The sequence below is a fragment of the Kitasatospora cystarginea genome (genome assembly GCF_039533515.1).
GTDB classification, from domain to species: domain Bacteria; phylum Actinomycetota; class Actinomycetes; order Streptomycetales; family Streptomycetaceae; genus Kitasatospora; species Kitasatospora cystarginea.
On record NZ_BAAATR010000058.1, the window covers coordinates 1 to 13,338 of the forward strand.

At 71.5% G+C, this 13,338-nt stretch carries 13 protein-coding genes; 8 read left to right on the top strand and 5 right to left on the bottom strand.

Annotation, left to right across the window (positions count from 1 at the left end):
• Positions 1-856: 856 nt before the first annotated feature.
• Entirely contained in the window at positions 857-2,104 is a 1,248-nt protein-coding gene (locus tag ABD369_RS36615; RefSeq protein ID WP_344640968.1) for a beta-propeller fold lactonase family protein, read from the bottom strand.
• A gap of 980 nt (positions 2,105-3,084) precedes the next feature.
• On the opposite strand from ABD369_RS36615, the gene ABD369_RS36620 reads away from it, so the two are divergent.
• Positions 3,085-3,705 (top strand): hypothetical protein, encoded by a 621-nt coding sequence (locus tag ABD369_RS36620; RefSeq protein WP_344640969.1) that lies wholly within the window; start codon positions 3,085-3,087, stop codon positions 3,703-3,705.
• A gap of 239 nt (positions 3,706-3,944) precedes the next feature.
• Here ABD369_RS36620 and ABD369_RS36625 read toward each other — a convergent pair whose 3' ends face one another.
• Positions 3,945-4,175: a helicase associated domain-containing protein gene (locus tag ABD369_RS36625; RefSeq protein WP_344640970.1), complete on the bottom strand. Its 231-nt coding sequence runs from the start codon at positions 4,173-4,175 to the stop codon at positions 3,945-3,947.
• Here ABD369_RS36625 and ABD369_RS36630 point away from each other — a divergent pair.
• Together ABD369_RS36630 and ABD369_RS36635 are read left to right on the top strand one after the other, a co-directional pair.
• The gene (locus ABD369_RS36630; RefSeq protein ID WP_344640971.1) at positions 4,167-5,531 is read left to right on the top strand and encodes a helicase associated domain-containing protein; all 1,365 of its coding nucleotides are present in this window, start codon (positions 4,167-4,169) and stop codon (positions 5,529-5,531) included. The two genes, ABD369_RS36625 and ABD369_RS36630, sit on opposite strands and share 9 nt — an antisense overlap.
• A 99-nt stretch (positions 5,532-5,630) precedes the next feature.
• Positions 5,631-6,296 (top strand): hypothetical protein, encoded by a 666-nt coding sequence (locus ABD369_RS36635; protein WP_344640972.1) that lies wholly within the window; start codon positions 5,631-5,633, stop codon positions 6,294-6,296.
• A 141-nt stretch (positions 6,297-6,437) separates the two neighbouring features.
• Here the strand turns inward: ABD369_RS36635 and ABD369_RS36640 are convergent, their stop codons facing one another.
• A complete protein-coding gene (locus ABD369_RS36640; RefSeq protein WP_344640973.1) occupies positions 6,438-7,649 on the bottom strand; it encodes an MFS transporter in 1,212 nt (403 codons plus the stop codon).
• A gap of 92 nt (positions 7,650-7,741) precedes the next feature.
• On the opposite strand from ABD369_RS36640, the gene ABD369_RS36645 reads away from it, so the two are divergent.
• The 3 genes from ABD369_RS36645 to ABD369_RS36655 all read left to right on the top strand — a co-directional run bounded on the left by ABD369_RS36645 (position 7,742) and on the right by ABD369_RS36655 (position 9,304).
• Positions 7,742-8,188, top strand: coding sequence for a MerR family transcriptional regulator (locus ABD369_RS36645; protein ID WP_344640974.1), 447 nt, complete (start codon positions 7,742-7,744; stop codon positions 8,186-8,188).
• A 34-nt stretch (positions 8,189-8,222) separates the two neighbouring features.
• Complete coding sequence (locus ABD369_RS36650; protein WP_344640975.1) at positions 8,223-8,741, top strand: helicase-related protein; 519 nt, start codon at positions 8,223-8,225, stop codon at positions 8,739-8,741.
• Between the two features lie 341 nt (positions 8,742-9,082).
• The gene (locus tag ABD369_RS36655) at positions 9,083-9,304 is read left to right on the top strand and encodes a hypothetical protein (protein ID WP_344640976.1); all 222 of its coding nucleotides are present in this window, start codon (positions 9,083-9,085) and stop codon (positions 9,302-9,304) included.
• Between the two features lie 399 nt (positions 9,305-9,703).
• On the opposite strand, the gene ABD369_RS36660 is transcribed toward ABD369_RS36655, so the two are convergent.
• Positions 9,704-10,540: a VOC family protein gene (locus ABD369_RS36660; protein WP_344640977.1), complete on the bottom strand. Its 837-nt coding sequence runs from the start codon at positions 10,538-10,540 to the stop codon at positions 9,704-9,706.
• A gap of 341 nt (positions 10,541-10,881) precedes the next feature.
• On the opposite strand from ABD369_RS36660, the gene ABD369_RS36665 reads away from it, so the two are divergent.
• Positions 10,882-11,667: a helix-turn-helix transcriptional regulator gene (locus ABD369_RS36665; protein WP_344640978.1), complete on the top strand. Its 786-nt coding sequence runs from the start codon at positions 10,882-10,884 to the stop codon at positions 11,665-11,667.
• Between the two features lie 171 nt (positions 11,668-11,838).
• Here ABD369_RS36665 and ABD369_RS36670 read toward each other — a convergent pair whose 3' ends face one another.
• Positions 11,839-12,576, bottom strand: coding sequence for a peptidase inhibitor family I36 protein (locus ABD369_RS36670; protein WP_344640979.1), 738 nt, complete (start codon positions 12,574-12,576; stop codon positions 11,839-11,841).
• 354 nt (positions 12,577-12,930) lie between these two features.
• Between ABD369_RS36670 and ABD369_RS36675 the strand changes: the two genes are divergently transcribed.
• A complete protein-coding gene (locus ABD369_RS36675; RefSeq protein ID WP_344640980.1) occupies positions 12,931-13,119 on the top strand; it encodes a hypothetical protein in 189 nt (62 codons plus the stop codon).
• Positions 13,120-13,338 lie beyond the last annotated feature (219 nt).

Consider the following 13,338-nt stretch of genomic DNA (forward strand, 5'->3'; position numbering starts at 1 on the left):
ACACCTGTACGCCTGGCCCGACGCCCGGTCGATGAGGGTGAAGTCGCTCAGCGGCCCCCAGGCGGTGCTGTCGCAGGAGCGGCCGAACACGGTCGGCGGCTCGTGACTCACCTCGTGGCACTGTGGGGAGGGGTCCGGGAGGCGTGTTCGAGTCGCCGGCTGCCGGGGCTGTGGGCGGGCGGCGTCTTGGCGGGGCTGCTGCGCCCCGCCTGCCTGCTTGCTGTGGATTGTCGTGGGGATGGCAGTGGGGTCTGCCGTGAAGTGGCAGGGGGTGGTGTCAGTCGGAGGGGCGAGGGCTGGGGGTAGGCCGAGACTGAAGAGGACCGTCCGGCACATCGGCCCGGGCGGTTTCACGCGTCACTGACATCTCGTGGCAGGCCACTGACGATCTCGCGGCAGACGACAGTCGGTGCAGCGTTGGCCGCCGCCGGGGGCGCAGGCCCCGCGCACTGGAAGGCCGCCCGAACGGCCCCCGTCGGCACCCTCCCGCAGCCCCTGTCAGACGCCCGTCGTCAGGGGCTGCGCCGTGCCGGCCGCACCCTTCTCCGGAGCCATCGCCCTAACTCCCCTGCCCCATGCCCTCCACGCGCCGCTACAGACACGAGGTGGATCCATATCGCCGACCAGGACGACCAACAGGCCGGGAAGGCCGTCGCCAGCCACGAAGGCGAACGTAAGGTGCGAATCGCCCCGAAGATGCTGGTCACTGAGGCGACTTAGTATCGCAAACCATTCCTAAACGCCCACTCAGGCGTGACGTGTGGCTGCGACTGGCGATCGCGGGGTCCTGCCCGGTCGCCCCGGTTGTGCCCCTGCGGCCCCGCAGCCGCCACGGCGGCCGCGGGGCTGCGGTGGGTCAGGGGGCGCAGACAGCGTAGGGAGTGATGTTGGTGTAGTTGGTGCTCTGGTTGTCGGCGAGGACCTGCCAGGTGTTGCCGACGGGTCGGCTGGTGGTTTCGACAGGTGGGACGGCGCCGCCGCTTTGCTGGTATCCGCCGCCGGTGATCACATGGCCGGTGGGGCAGGTGGCGGCGGCCACGACCGGGACCCTGGCGGTGGCCACTCCGAAGGGGTTGGTACCGGCGGGGACGGTGGTGATGACGCTGTTGGTGGTGGCATCGATCACCGACACGCTGCTCGAGCCCTCATCGGCGACGTAGACGCGGGTGCCCCCCGGGCTGAACGCCACCCCGTTGGGGTTGGCGCCGACGGGGATGGTGGTGGTGACGGTGTTGGTGGCGGTATTGATCACCGACACGTTGTTCGAGAGCAGGTTGGTGGCGTAGGCGGTGGTGCCGTCCGGGCTGACCGCCACCGTCTGCGGGCGGGTGTTGACGGGGATGGTGGTGGTGACGGTGTTGGTGGCCGTGTTGATCACCGACACGTTGTTGGAGTTCTGGTTGGCGGTGTAGGCGGTGGTGCCGTCGGGGCTGACCGTCACCCCGATCGGCCCGGTGCCCACGGGGATGGTGGTGGTGACGGTGCTGGTGGCCGTGTTGATCACCGAAACCGTGTTGTCAATGAAGTTGGTGACGTAGGCGGTGGTGCCGTCCGGAGTGAAGGCCACCCCGATCGGCCCGTTGCCGACGGGGATGGTGGTGGTGACGGTGTTGGTGGCCGTGTTGATCACGGACACGTTGTGCGGGCCGTCGTTGGTGACGTAGGCGCGGGTGCCGTCCGGGCTGAAGGCCACCCCGTTGGGGTTGGAGCCGACCGTGATGGTGGCGGTGACGGTGTTGGTCGCGGTGTTGATCACCGACACGGTGTTCACGTTGCCGTTGGTGGCGTAGGCGGTGGTGCCGTCCGGGCTGACCGCCACCCCGATCGGCCCTGAGCCGACGGGGATGGTGGCGGTGACGGTGTTGGTGGCCGCGTTGATCACCGACACCGTGTTGCTACTGGCGTTGGCGACGTACGCGAAGGTCCCGGACGTCGCGGCCTGAGCCGGGGCGGCCGCCGTCACGGGCAGGGCCACGACCCCCAGCACAACCGGTCCCGCCACCAAGGCACGCAGCCACGTCTTCCACCGCAGGGCCCGGCCCAGGCCCGTATCGTGCCGAGCCGGTCCCCACAGCCGTCGCTTCCTGAAAGCCAGCATCGCCATACCTCTCGCTCGAAGAACCGGAAGGGTGGCGACGCAGGCCCTGGGGCCGGGACGGCCCGTGCCGTGACGACAGACGCGACCACCAGGGCCGGCCCCGCACCCGCGGCCACCACCCGTGCCCCCAGCCGCGTGCTCTGACGCCGCACCGGCCCGCAGCGGCTGCGCCACCGCGCTGACAGGACCTCAAAGAGCACAGGCCACCGCGCGTCACCGTAAGCGGCATAGCAAGAAATGTGGTGATTCGACACCTTTTCGTCCGAGTGATCCGGCCTGCAGGAGAGCGATACCGGTCTGGCCGGGACCTCAGTCGCTTCTCGGCGGGCACCGGGCCCGGTCGGGTCAGCGGCAGTCGAGCCCGAGCGCGGCGAGCCGGTCAAGCTGCTCGCCGGTGAGCTTGGCCCGGCGACTTTTGGTGTTGGAGATCCACACCCTGAGCTTCACTTCGACCCACGCCGTCGCCTTCCCCGATCTCCTCGACGTGGCCGCGCGGTACGGTCACCCGGGCGTCGACCGTGGCGGGGTGGCCCGGCCGTCGGATGCGTTCGCGGTCGCCAGGGTTCGACGCCGAGGGGATCTACAGGCGGCGGTTGATGGCCGGCCGTTGGTCACCTGCCCAGGCGAGCGGCGGGCGCGACCCGGCGAACCTGTGCGGTCGCGGCACCAGTACCAGATAGCCGCCGTGGCCAGGCTCGCAGGCCCGATTCCGCCACCGCATCCGACGCAACCGGTTGGCTCGCCGGGTGGCGACGTTGTGACGTGCGGGCGGCGGATACCGGAGGAAGCGGCGGCTGAACTACCCGTCCCTGCGCCGTAGTCAGCGCTCGGCGGCGCCGGGGGCTTCGGTGCGTCATGGCACAACCCGCCTGTCACCGGACTGTAACAGGCGCGACCGGGTGGACCCGGGCTACGTGTAGAGGGATATCAGCAACCGCGAACCCGGCCGCCTGCGCCCAACGGCCGGATGACAAAGGGGGTTCACCATGTCGGCTCACCGCCGTCTGTTCACCACCGCGGCTCTCGCCGCGACCACCGTCCTCACCCTCACCGCTTTCAGCGGCCCCGCCAGTGCCACCGGGTCGGCGGCGCGGTCGAGTGGCGAGGACGTCGCACTATGTGGCAACTCGGAGTTGGAGAGCGACATCGCGCCCGAGATGATCGGCCTGGACGGGAGTGCCGGTGGCCGGTGGACCGGCGTCATCAAGCTCACCAACACCTCGGGGCAGGACTGCGTGATGTACGGGCCCGCCGATCTGCGGACCGACCACACGGGCGGCGAGTTCACCAAGTTGACCACCGGCGTCCTGGGCGATGGCACGTTCTCCACCGACAGGGAGCACGGCACGGTGCTGCGGGTGGGGGGTTCGGTCTACCAGCCCGTCACCTGGCTCTCCTCCCCGCCGGTCGCCCCGAACGCGAGCTGTACGACCGGTAACCTCCTCGTCCTGGCCCGCAACGAGGGAGTCCTGACCCTGCCCATCCCCGTCAAGGACGCCCGCTTCTGCCCGAGCGGGGAGATCGGCTCCCCGCAGGTGCTGATCGGCGTCCCGCAGACCACCCTGGCCGACGCGCAGGCCCAACTGCAGGACCTCGACGCCGCGTAGCGGACTCGGACGCCCGGCCGCCCGTCACCGGAGCACGGCAGAGCCCGAGTTGAGCGGTGAACGGCCGGGGCGAGGACGCCCCGGCCGTTCACCGTCCCCGCCATCGGATCGCACCCGTGGTCGGCCGAGGGCTGGGCGCGAAAGACGGCCGCCGGCATCGCCACCGGCCGGCTCCCGGCGGCTGGCCGGCTGCGGCCCGCCGGTCTGCCGACGGCCCGCAGCCGCACCTGCTACTCCCGCTATTCCCAGCGGATGCCGAGTTGGGTGAGGCGCTTGGCGCGATCGGTGGGGATGTCGCCGCGCCTGCTGCGGCTGTTGGCGATGAACAGGCCGAGGCTGATTTGGACGGTGGTGCCGTCGGCCAGCTCGAGGGGTTCCTTGTGTTTGCGGGGGACGTTGAGGTGGCCTTCGCGGGTCCGATACTGGGCGGCGGCGGCGAGGGTGCGCTGCTCCTTTTCGGCGTGTGCCACCTTCCCGGCCGGCTTCTGCTCGGCGGGCAGCGGTTCCAGCCCGAGGACGTGCTCCAGCGCCCACTGCTGCGCCGGGGCGAGCTTGGCCCAGCCGATCTGCTGGGCGCGGCCCCACCCGGCGAAGTCTTCGCCCTGGACGACGACGCTGCCCGGCTCGGCGCCCACACCGGCGAGGACGGCGAGGAATGCGGCATCCTCGCCAACAGCCGACTGCTGTCGGAAGGCATCGACATCGCGGCCGTCGACGCGATCGTCTTCGCCGACCCCAAGACCAGCATCATCGACATCGTCCAAGCCATCGGCCGCGCGCTGCGCCAGTCCTACCGGCAGGGCAAGGTGTCCTGGGTGATCATCCCGGTCTACCTCCCCTCACCGGAGGTCGGCGACGACACGGCGACCGCGGACCCGTCCGAGGTCCACGACGCCGGCGAGGCGGTGAAGGCCGAGGCCGACGCCGAGATCGAGGCCTCCAGCTTCCGCACGATCTGGCGGGTTCTGCGCGCCCTGGCGGCGCACGACGCCCGGGTGGTCGGCCGGATCACCGAACTGCGCACTGGCCGCTCCCAGAGCGCCCAGCACACCACCACGACCACGGCCTCCGAGGAGAGCGGCGAGACCGGCGGCGAGGGAGAGCAGCCGACGGCGGCGGTGGAGTCGCCGATCGAGTGGCTGAGGATCAACGCCCGCCAGCACGCGGCGCAGATTCTGCAGACGGTGAAGCTGCGGGCGTTCAACCCGAGGGCCATCGAGTGGCAGCGGATGCACGCCGTTGCTGCCAGGTTCCACATCGAGCACGGCCACCTCGACCCCACCGACAAGGCGAAGCACGCGGAGCTGATCTCCTGGCTCGCCCGCCAGCGCCACCTGGGCGGCCAGGGCCTGCTCGACCCCGCCCGGGTCAGCGAACTGGACGCGCTCGGCATGATCTGGTCGAAGCTCGCGAACGCGTGGGAGCGCGGGGCCGCCTACGCGCGGGCGTTCCACCAGCAGCACGGCCACCTGGCGATCCCGGCGACCGCGAAGCTGGACGACTACGCGGTGGGGGCGTGGATGCGCCGCCAGCGCAAGGCCGACAACCTCAACCCCGACCAGGTGGCGAAGTTGGACGCGCTGGACGAGCTGTGGCGCCTGGAGCCGGACTGGAACCGCTCCTACCGCCGCCTGCTCGCCTACCTCGCCGCCGGCGGCACCCTGGACGGCCCGGCGAACCGCACCGGCCTCGGCAGCGACCCCACGTTCCGGCCCGGCACGTGGCTGCGCAAGCAGGACAAGGCCCGTACCGACGGGAAGCTGACCCAGCACCAGACCGCGCTCCTGGACGCTCTCCACCGGCACGCCGAGACCGTCACCGGCTGACCTGCCCCGGCACCCGCCATCCGCACCCCCGCTGTCCCGGCCCACCCCGGGCCGGGACGGCCGCCCATACCCGCTCCCGACTTCCGGAGGCACCGCGCGATGACCGACACCACCCGCCCCGACCCGGACCCCGCCGCCGCGCCCGGATGGCTGGAGCCGGCCCTGCACAGCAGCCGTTCCGCGCCCGCCGACCGGGACCTGGGCCGCCCGGTCCTCGACTCCCCGCTGGTGCGCGGCTCGATGTGGCTGCGCTGGTCCGGCCACGACGGCATCCGCACCCTCCACCACGGCGCCGGCCTCGCCCGCGGCTGGACCGAACGTGACGAGACCGCCTACGCCACCGCGGCCACCATCCGCGCCGAGTGGCAGCGCGTACGCGACCACACCGCCCAGACCCGCGCCGAGCGCTACGACCCCGACCACGACACCGCCCTCCAGCACGCGCTGCGCGCCGAACGCCACCGCCAGGACGTCGCCGAATGCGCCCGCGAGGCCGCCCACCAGGCCCGACAGAGGTCCGACGCCACCCACCGCCGCCTCGCCGGCACCACCGCCCAGCCCCTCTACACCGCCCTCGAACGCGCCCGCCTCCACACGCTCACCGACGACGACCACCAGGCCGTCCGCGACCTCACCCACCACCTCGCCCCCGCCACACTGCGCCAGGTCATGAGCTGGCTGGAGCGCACCCGCACCGCCGCCCTCGCACTGCGCGGCGAGCAGGTCCCGCCCACTCGTCCGAGGGCGCGTCGCAGCCAGTTCTGACAGGCCACAAGGCGCCGGTCACCACCAGGTGGCCGGCGCCTTGTGCCGTGCCTGCTGGCGGAGCGGGCGCGCGGGTTCAGAGGGTCCTGCGCGCCTCTTCGGGCCTTGCGTCGCGGTGTGGTCGGAGGGACGGGTGGCCGCTCACTTGGGGTCGTGGCCGGCCCGCAAGCTCGCCGCTGAGCACACGAGCAGTACGGCGGTGAGCGCGGTCAGTGGTGCGGTCCAGGTGCCGGTTGCGGTGTGCAGGGCGGCGGCGAGGACGGGGCCGGTGGCGGCGAGGAGGAAACCGCAGGTCTGCGCCATGGTGGACAGGGCGGCCACGTGGTCGTGGTCGCGTCCCCGGTGGGCGTAGAGCACGCCGGGCAGTGCCTGTCCGGCGCCCAGTCCCATGCCCAGGATGACGACCCACACCATCGAGGTACCGGCGGGCGCGAGCAGGAGTCCGGCGAAGCCGATCACGCAGACCAGGACGGTCACCAGGATGTGGGGCCGCTGGTCGGCCCGCTTGGCGGCCAGGACGGGGGCGGCGAAGCCGCCGACGGCGACGCCGCAGATGAGCAGGGCCTGGCCGGTTCCGGCGGCGCTGCGGCCGAGGCCGGCTTGGACGAGGATCGAGGGCAGCCAGGCGAGGGTGGTGTAGAAGGCGAGGGTCTGGATGCCGAAGAAGGCGGTCAGGCTCCAGGCGAGGGCGGTGCGGGCCACGTGCGGGTGCCCGGTCCGCTTGGTGCCGGTGCCCGCGGCGGGCTGCGGCGGCCGGTGACGCAGCTGCGGGGTCATGCCGGCGGCGGCGAGGATGGCGGGGATGACGGCCAGGCCGATGGCCGGCTGCCAGCTTCCGGTGGCCTGGGCGGTGGGGACGACCACGGCGGCGACGAGCGCCGAGCCGACGCCCATCGACAGGGCGTAGACGCCCATCATGGTGCCGACGCGCTCGCGGGGGAACCGCTTGCGGACCAGGACGGGGATGAGCACGTTGACGACGGCGGTGGCCGCGCTGACCACGACGGTGCCCGCGAACAGGCCTGGCATTCCGAGCATGCGCAGCACCGCGCCGGCCACCAGGACCAGGCTCGCCCACCACAGTCCGCGCTCCTCGCCGAGGCGTCGCCGCAGCACGGCCGCGAGCGGTGCGAAGGCGCCCATGCACAGCGGCGGCAGCAGCCCCAGCACGGAGAGCGCGGCGGGGCTGAAGCCGGCGACGGGGGCCAGCGGTCCGATCTGCCCGAACGCGACGCGGGTGTTCAGGCTCATCAGCACGAACCCCAGGACGAGCAGCGCACTGGCGCCCGAGGCAAGGGGTGGCCCGGTACGGGCACGGCGAGTCGCGAGGGTCTCCGTCGGGGGCGCGGGCATGGCGGGTCCTCCAGGGCACGTGGTGGTTTAGGCTTGCCAGCGTGCACGCTCAAGTCCACTTGAGCGCAAGTTCTTCTCACGCGGAGGACCGGTTGGAGCGGCTGTACTCGATCAGCGAGGTCTCCAGAGCATTCGAGGTCTCGATACCGACGCTGCGCTACTACGAGGAATGCGGACTGATCGAGCCCACCGCACGGCGCGGCCGGGTGCGCCAGTACGACCGCGCGGCTCTGGCGCGGCTCGCCTACGCCCGGCTGTGGCACCACGACGGGATGCTGACACTCGCCGACCCCGCCGCCGTGATGACCAGCGAACACGCGCAGGACCGCCATGCCCTGATCGGCGCCCAGCACGCCGCTGTGCAGGAGCGGATCCACCGGCTCACCAGCGCCGCCGCCGTGCTGCGGCACATGCTGGACTGCCCGGCGGACGACCCGCTGAGCTGTCCCGTGACCGGCGCCTACATCCACGCCCGCGTCGACGCCACCCTCGCCGGCGAGGAACTCCCCGACATGATCTTGCCCAACACGCCTGAATAGCCCCGGATAACCGACCTGGCGCGACGGGATGCCGATGGTGCGGGCGAGCGCGGCCGCCCTGGCCCGCCGCGCCGCCTTCACCGAGTTCAAGGCCCACACCGGCGAGGACGGCGAGGAGCGCGGCATCCTCGCCAACAGCCGGCTGCTGTCGGAACGCATCGACATCGCGGCCGTCGATGCGATCGTCTTCGCCGACCCCAAGACCAGCATCATCGACATCGTCCAGGCCATCGGCCGCGCGCTGCGCCAGGCTTACCGGCAGGGCAAGATCTCCTGGGTCATCATCCCCGTCTACCTCCCCTCGCCCGCTGTCGGCGACGACACCGCCACCGCCGATCCGTCCGAGGTGAAGGAGGCCGGGGAGGCGGTGAAGGCGGAGGCCGACGCCGAGATCGAAGCGTCCAGCTTCCGCACGATCTGGCGGGTCCTGCGCGCCCTCGCCGCCCACCTCTTCGGACAGCGCCCACCTCTTCGGACAGCGCCCACATCATCCGGAAAGGCGCGAACTTGGCGAGGTCGAAGTAGAAGGGGGCGCGGTAGGGGCTGCGGTTGAACTCCTCGGTCCCGTCGGTGAGCTCCACGAGCAGTCCGCCGGGCCGACGGATCAGCAAGGGCAGGACATAGTGACTCGCGACGTAGTAGGTCTCGACACCGATCCGCAGCATGCGCCGGCCCTGGCCCAGGTCGCATTCCCACATCTTCTTGCCGCGCTCGACGAGGTGCTCCCCGCCCCAGATGGCGTTGACGAGGATGTCCAGTCGCCCTTGTTCCCGGTCGATACGCTCGGCCAGCGCCTGCACCTGGTCCGCCTGGAGGTGATCGACCGCTGCGGCGACGTTGTGTGTCCTTGGTTTCGCGGGCCCTGCGACGGCGGATGCGCCGCAGGTGGTCCAGGTGGCGATCTCGGGAAACGGCGACGCCCATGGGGACGCGATGTGCCCGGACGGAAGCCACGCGATTTCCGGAGGCGTTGACGCGGGGAGTGACCAGGCCTATGTCGTCGCCTCCCGCCCCACTCCTGACGGCAAGGGCTGGCACGGCAACGCCGCCTCCTACTACAACGGCAACCCGCAGGACGTAGCGGGGACTGTCTATGCCCTGTGCCAGGCCGACTGAGACCCAGGTAGCCAGTAGCAGCCAGCGGGAGGACTCGGCGATCGGTCGACGACCGGGTTCCTCCCGCTGGCGCGTTGCGCGGTCAGTGTGAGGTTCGGCCGCGATATCACCGGGATGTTCGGCTTCGTGTGTCACTGCCGTTGAGGTGCATTGGTGCTGGTCACGGGAAGTCGGACAGCCGATGCACCCCGACGCCCCTCTCCGCACTGGTCAACAGCCTCGGCGTCCCCACAACCGCCGACCGCACCGTCGCGATCCGCGAGCACGTCCTGGAGATGCCCGCCCCTGTCGTCGCCGACACGCTCGGCTAGCACCAGGTCACCACCGCCAAGCTGGCCGCCCAAGCGGGAGGAACCTGGAGCCGCGGGGCCGGCACCGGTGGTTCGTCGGTTGTCTTCGTCAGGCGCCGGTCCCTGTCGGGTGTGTGGTGGGTATGGAGAAGAGGCCGAAGCGGTTGCCGCGGGGGTCGATCAGGCGGCTGTAGAGGAGCCCGTCGGGGTTGGTGTCCGGCCCGAACTCGACGGTGGCGCCGAGTTCAACCGCGTTCGCGGTGACCGCGGGCACGTCGAGGACGAGGAAGTCGGGCATCAGGTAGTCGACGCCGCCCGTGCCGAGGTCGTACACGCCGCCCGAGGGCCACTGGTTGCCGGTGAACACGTTGCTGTACGGCTTGCCGCCGGCGCTCTCGTCAAACTCGACCCGCCACCCGAAGGCGGCCGTCCAGAACGCCCGCGTGGCCTCCGCGTCCGCCGTGCCGATCTCGAACCAGGCGTAGGCCCCCGGCTTCGGCATCATCGCGACCTCGGTCATCTGCGCCTGGCAGGACTCGGCGAACTCCTTCAGCCGCTTTGGACTCTCGCCGTTCTGGAAGAGGGAGAAGACGTTGCCCCGGGGGTCGGCGAGCCGAGCGAAGACCGTCACGTCGCAGACGGCGGTGGTCGGGACGATCACCTTCGCGCCCAGCTCCTCCAGCCGGGCCTGGTCGGCGGCGACGTCGGCGGAGACGATCGAGACGTTCATCGCCTCTTCGGCGGAGCCGGCCCGCTCGTGGATCGCGCCCATCGGGAAGGGCATCCCCGGCGCCGTGATCCGCGTGTAGGTGGAACCGTCCACCGAGGAGTCCGGGTCCACGGCGAAGGTCCAGCCCAGCAGCGAACCGTAGAACTCCCGCACGGCCGCCCCGTCGGCGGTGGCGATCTCGAACCAGACGACGTTCCCGGGATCCATGAAGCCCATGACAGGTCTCTCCTCAGCAATACAGATGGAGTGGGGGCGACCGGCCTGGGGCGGGAAGCCCTCTTTGCCGGACGGACCCGACCATAGACACCCAATAGGTCACCGAATGTCCTGTTGGTCGCCCATGCTGGCGGGTATGCGCGACCCGTCCGCCCGCCTCCTGCGGCTCCTGTCCCTGCTCCAGACCCCCCCGCGAGTGGCCCGGCCCCGAACTCGCCGAACGCCTCGACGTCACCCCCCGCACCATCCGCCGCGACATCGACCGCCTGCGCGAACTCGGCTACCCCGTCCACGCCACCCAGGGCAACACCGGCGGCTACCGCCTCACCGCCGGCACCGCCATGCCCCCACTCCTCCTCGACGACGAAGAGGCCCTCGCCATCGCCGTCGGCCTGCGGGCCGCCACCGCGGCCCCGATCACCGGCATTGCCGACAGCTCCCTGCGCGCCCTGGCCAAACTCGAACAGGTCCTCCCCGACCGCCTCCGCCGCCGGATCACGCTCTTGGCGCAGGGGGCGGTGCCGCCGACCATCCACGACGGCCCCACCGCCGACCCCGAGACCCTCGCCGCTGTCGCCACCGCCTGCCGGGCCGGCGAGAAGATCCGCTTCGGCTACCGGATCGGCAACGGGACGCAGACCCGGCGCCTGGTCGAGCCGAAGCAACTGGTCGCCTCCGGCCGCCGCTGGTACCTCGTCGCCTGGGACGAGGGCCGGGCCGACTGGCGCACCTTCCGGCTCGACCGCATCCACGCCCCCGCCCCCATCGGCGTCCGCGTCCCACCCAGACCCCTGCCCGACGGAGCAGCGGATGCGGCCCAGTGGGTCGCCCGTTCCGTCACCGGCCCCGCCACCACCCACGCCGACGTCCTGCTGCACTGCCCGGAAGACCGGGCTCGGGAGATCATGCCCACCGGAGAAGGCCCGGTGACCCCGGTGGACGCGCACACCTCCCGGCTCACCGTCGGGCCGGACTCCCCCCGCTACCTCGCCCTCCGCGTCGTCCGCGTACCGGTCCCCTACACCCTCCTCGGCCCCCCTGAGGTCTCCCGCGAGCTCCGCGCCCTCGCCGAACGCGCCCTGACCGCCACCACACCCCCACCGGAACGGGCCGCGCCCACCGTGTGACACCCCACCAGCGCGCCCGGGAGGTGGCGGGTGCCCGGCCAGGACCACCAGCAGCCGCGGGAAGGCGCGCCAGCGCCGTCCCGTCCGGACCCGCCTGCTCCCACAACCGGGCGCGGGCCGTCCCCCGGCTGGGGAACGGCCCGCGGCTGGGTGGTTCGGTGGTGTCTGCGCTCAGCCCAGTTGCTGGGCGTTCAGGCTCGTGAGGTGGTCGTGGGCGGGGTTTTCCTTCGCGTAGAGGACCTGGATGTCGATGGCGAGGTCGGTGCCGGGGTCGATGGTGTGTCCGCCGCCCGCCGGGGAGCCGAGCAGGACGCTGCCCTCGGTGCCGTCCCGCAGGATTTGGCCCCAGAAGACATCGGTGAAGCCCTTGTACAGGGAAGTCCCCTCGGGCAGGTCACCGAAGCCGAGCGCCCACTTCACGACGCGCGTCTCGGCGGCACGCACCGTGATCCGGTAGGAGTAGATCCACTTCTGGGTCTCCCAGTCCTGCCACTTGCTCAGGAAAGACTGCTCGACGATCAGGTTCCCCAGGAAGGGAGCCGCCAGCGCCGACTGAGGCTGGTCGTTCCAGGTGCCGTTGGGACTGTCGGCCATCGCGATCCGCCGCAGGTCCGCGATCGCGGACCTGCGGTCCACGGGCAGCGAATGCCCCCGCTGGTCGGCGGCGGAGAAGAGCGCGTTGTCCTCGTCGGTGCGGTTGACGACGCTGCTCACCCCGTCGCCGCTGTGGTCGAAGCCGTACGCGGAGAAGTCGTTGACGGACGTGCCGGCCGGGATGACCAGGATCTTGTCACCGACTCCCGGCCTCTGACCGATGTTGAAGTTGGTGGCGCGGTAGAGGCAGAAGCTTCCCTCGGGGCACGCCTCTTCTCCCTGGCCGTAGATCAGCCGCGCTTGTTCGTTGCTCACGTGTCTGCCTTCCTGTTGACGACTGATGGGCCCAGGCGGGAGTGGCTGGACCCCTACATCCGCTGAAGTCCTTGGGGCCGTGGCGTATCGGGTGCCGGCCGGAGCGGTGCCTGGCGACCCGGGGTGCGGTCACGGAAACCCTGTCGATACTCTGAGCGAATGTAGCATCACTATTTGTAGTCGAAGTTTTGCGTCGTGTGGTCACTTCGCTTCCGCTTGGCCGGTTCCAACGGCTCAGTTGACGCAGATGAGCCACCCGAGCACGGCGCTATGCGTGGCGGACGGGCGCTTCGCGGCCCGGGGCCCTCGGTCCGGTGACCGCCCGACCAGACCGCTGCGAAACTGACGCCCACGATGCCGTTCTCGGACGAGCGGTGGGCCGGGCACGAGCCCGCCGCCTGGGGCGACGACGGGCTGTGCGCCGGCTGCCGCCAGACCTGCGCCGACCAGCAGGCGTGGGAAGCCGCCGAACGGGAGCGGGCCGCCGCCGAGGCCGCGGCTGCCGAGGCGAAGCGCAGCAGCTCCTGGTGGTGCCGCTCCTGACCCCGCCTCACCCCGGCGCAGGCCGCTGACCTGCGCCGGGGAGTTTGGCCACCCCTGCTGACCTGCACTGGGGAGTTTCACCGGGAAGGCGGTGAGTTTCGCCCCGGGGCGCTGGTGGGTTTGGCCGCCCCGGGCCCGCTCGCCCCGGTCATTTCCCGGCGGAGGCCGGTTAGTTTCGGGTGCCGGTGCAGGTCAGCGGCCGGCTAGAACGGCCTGCGG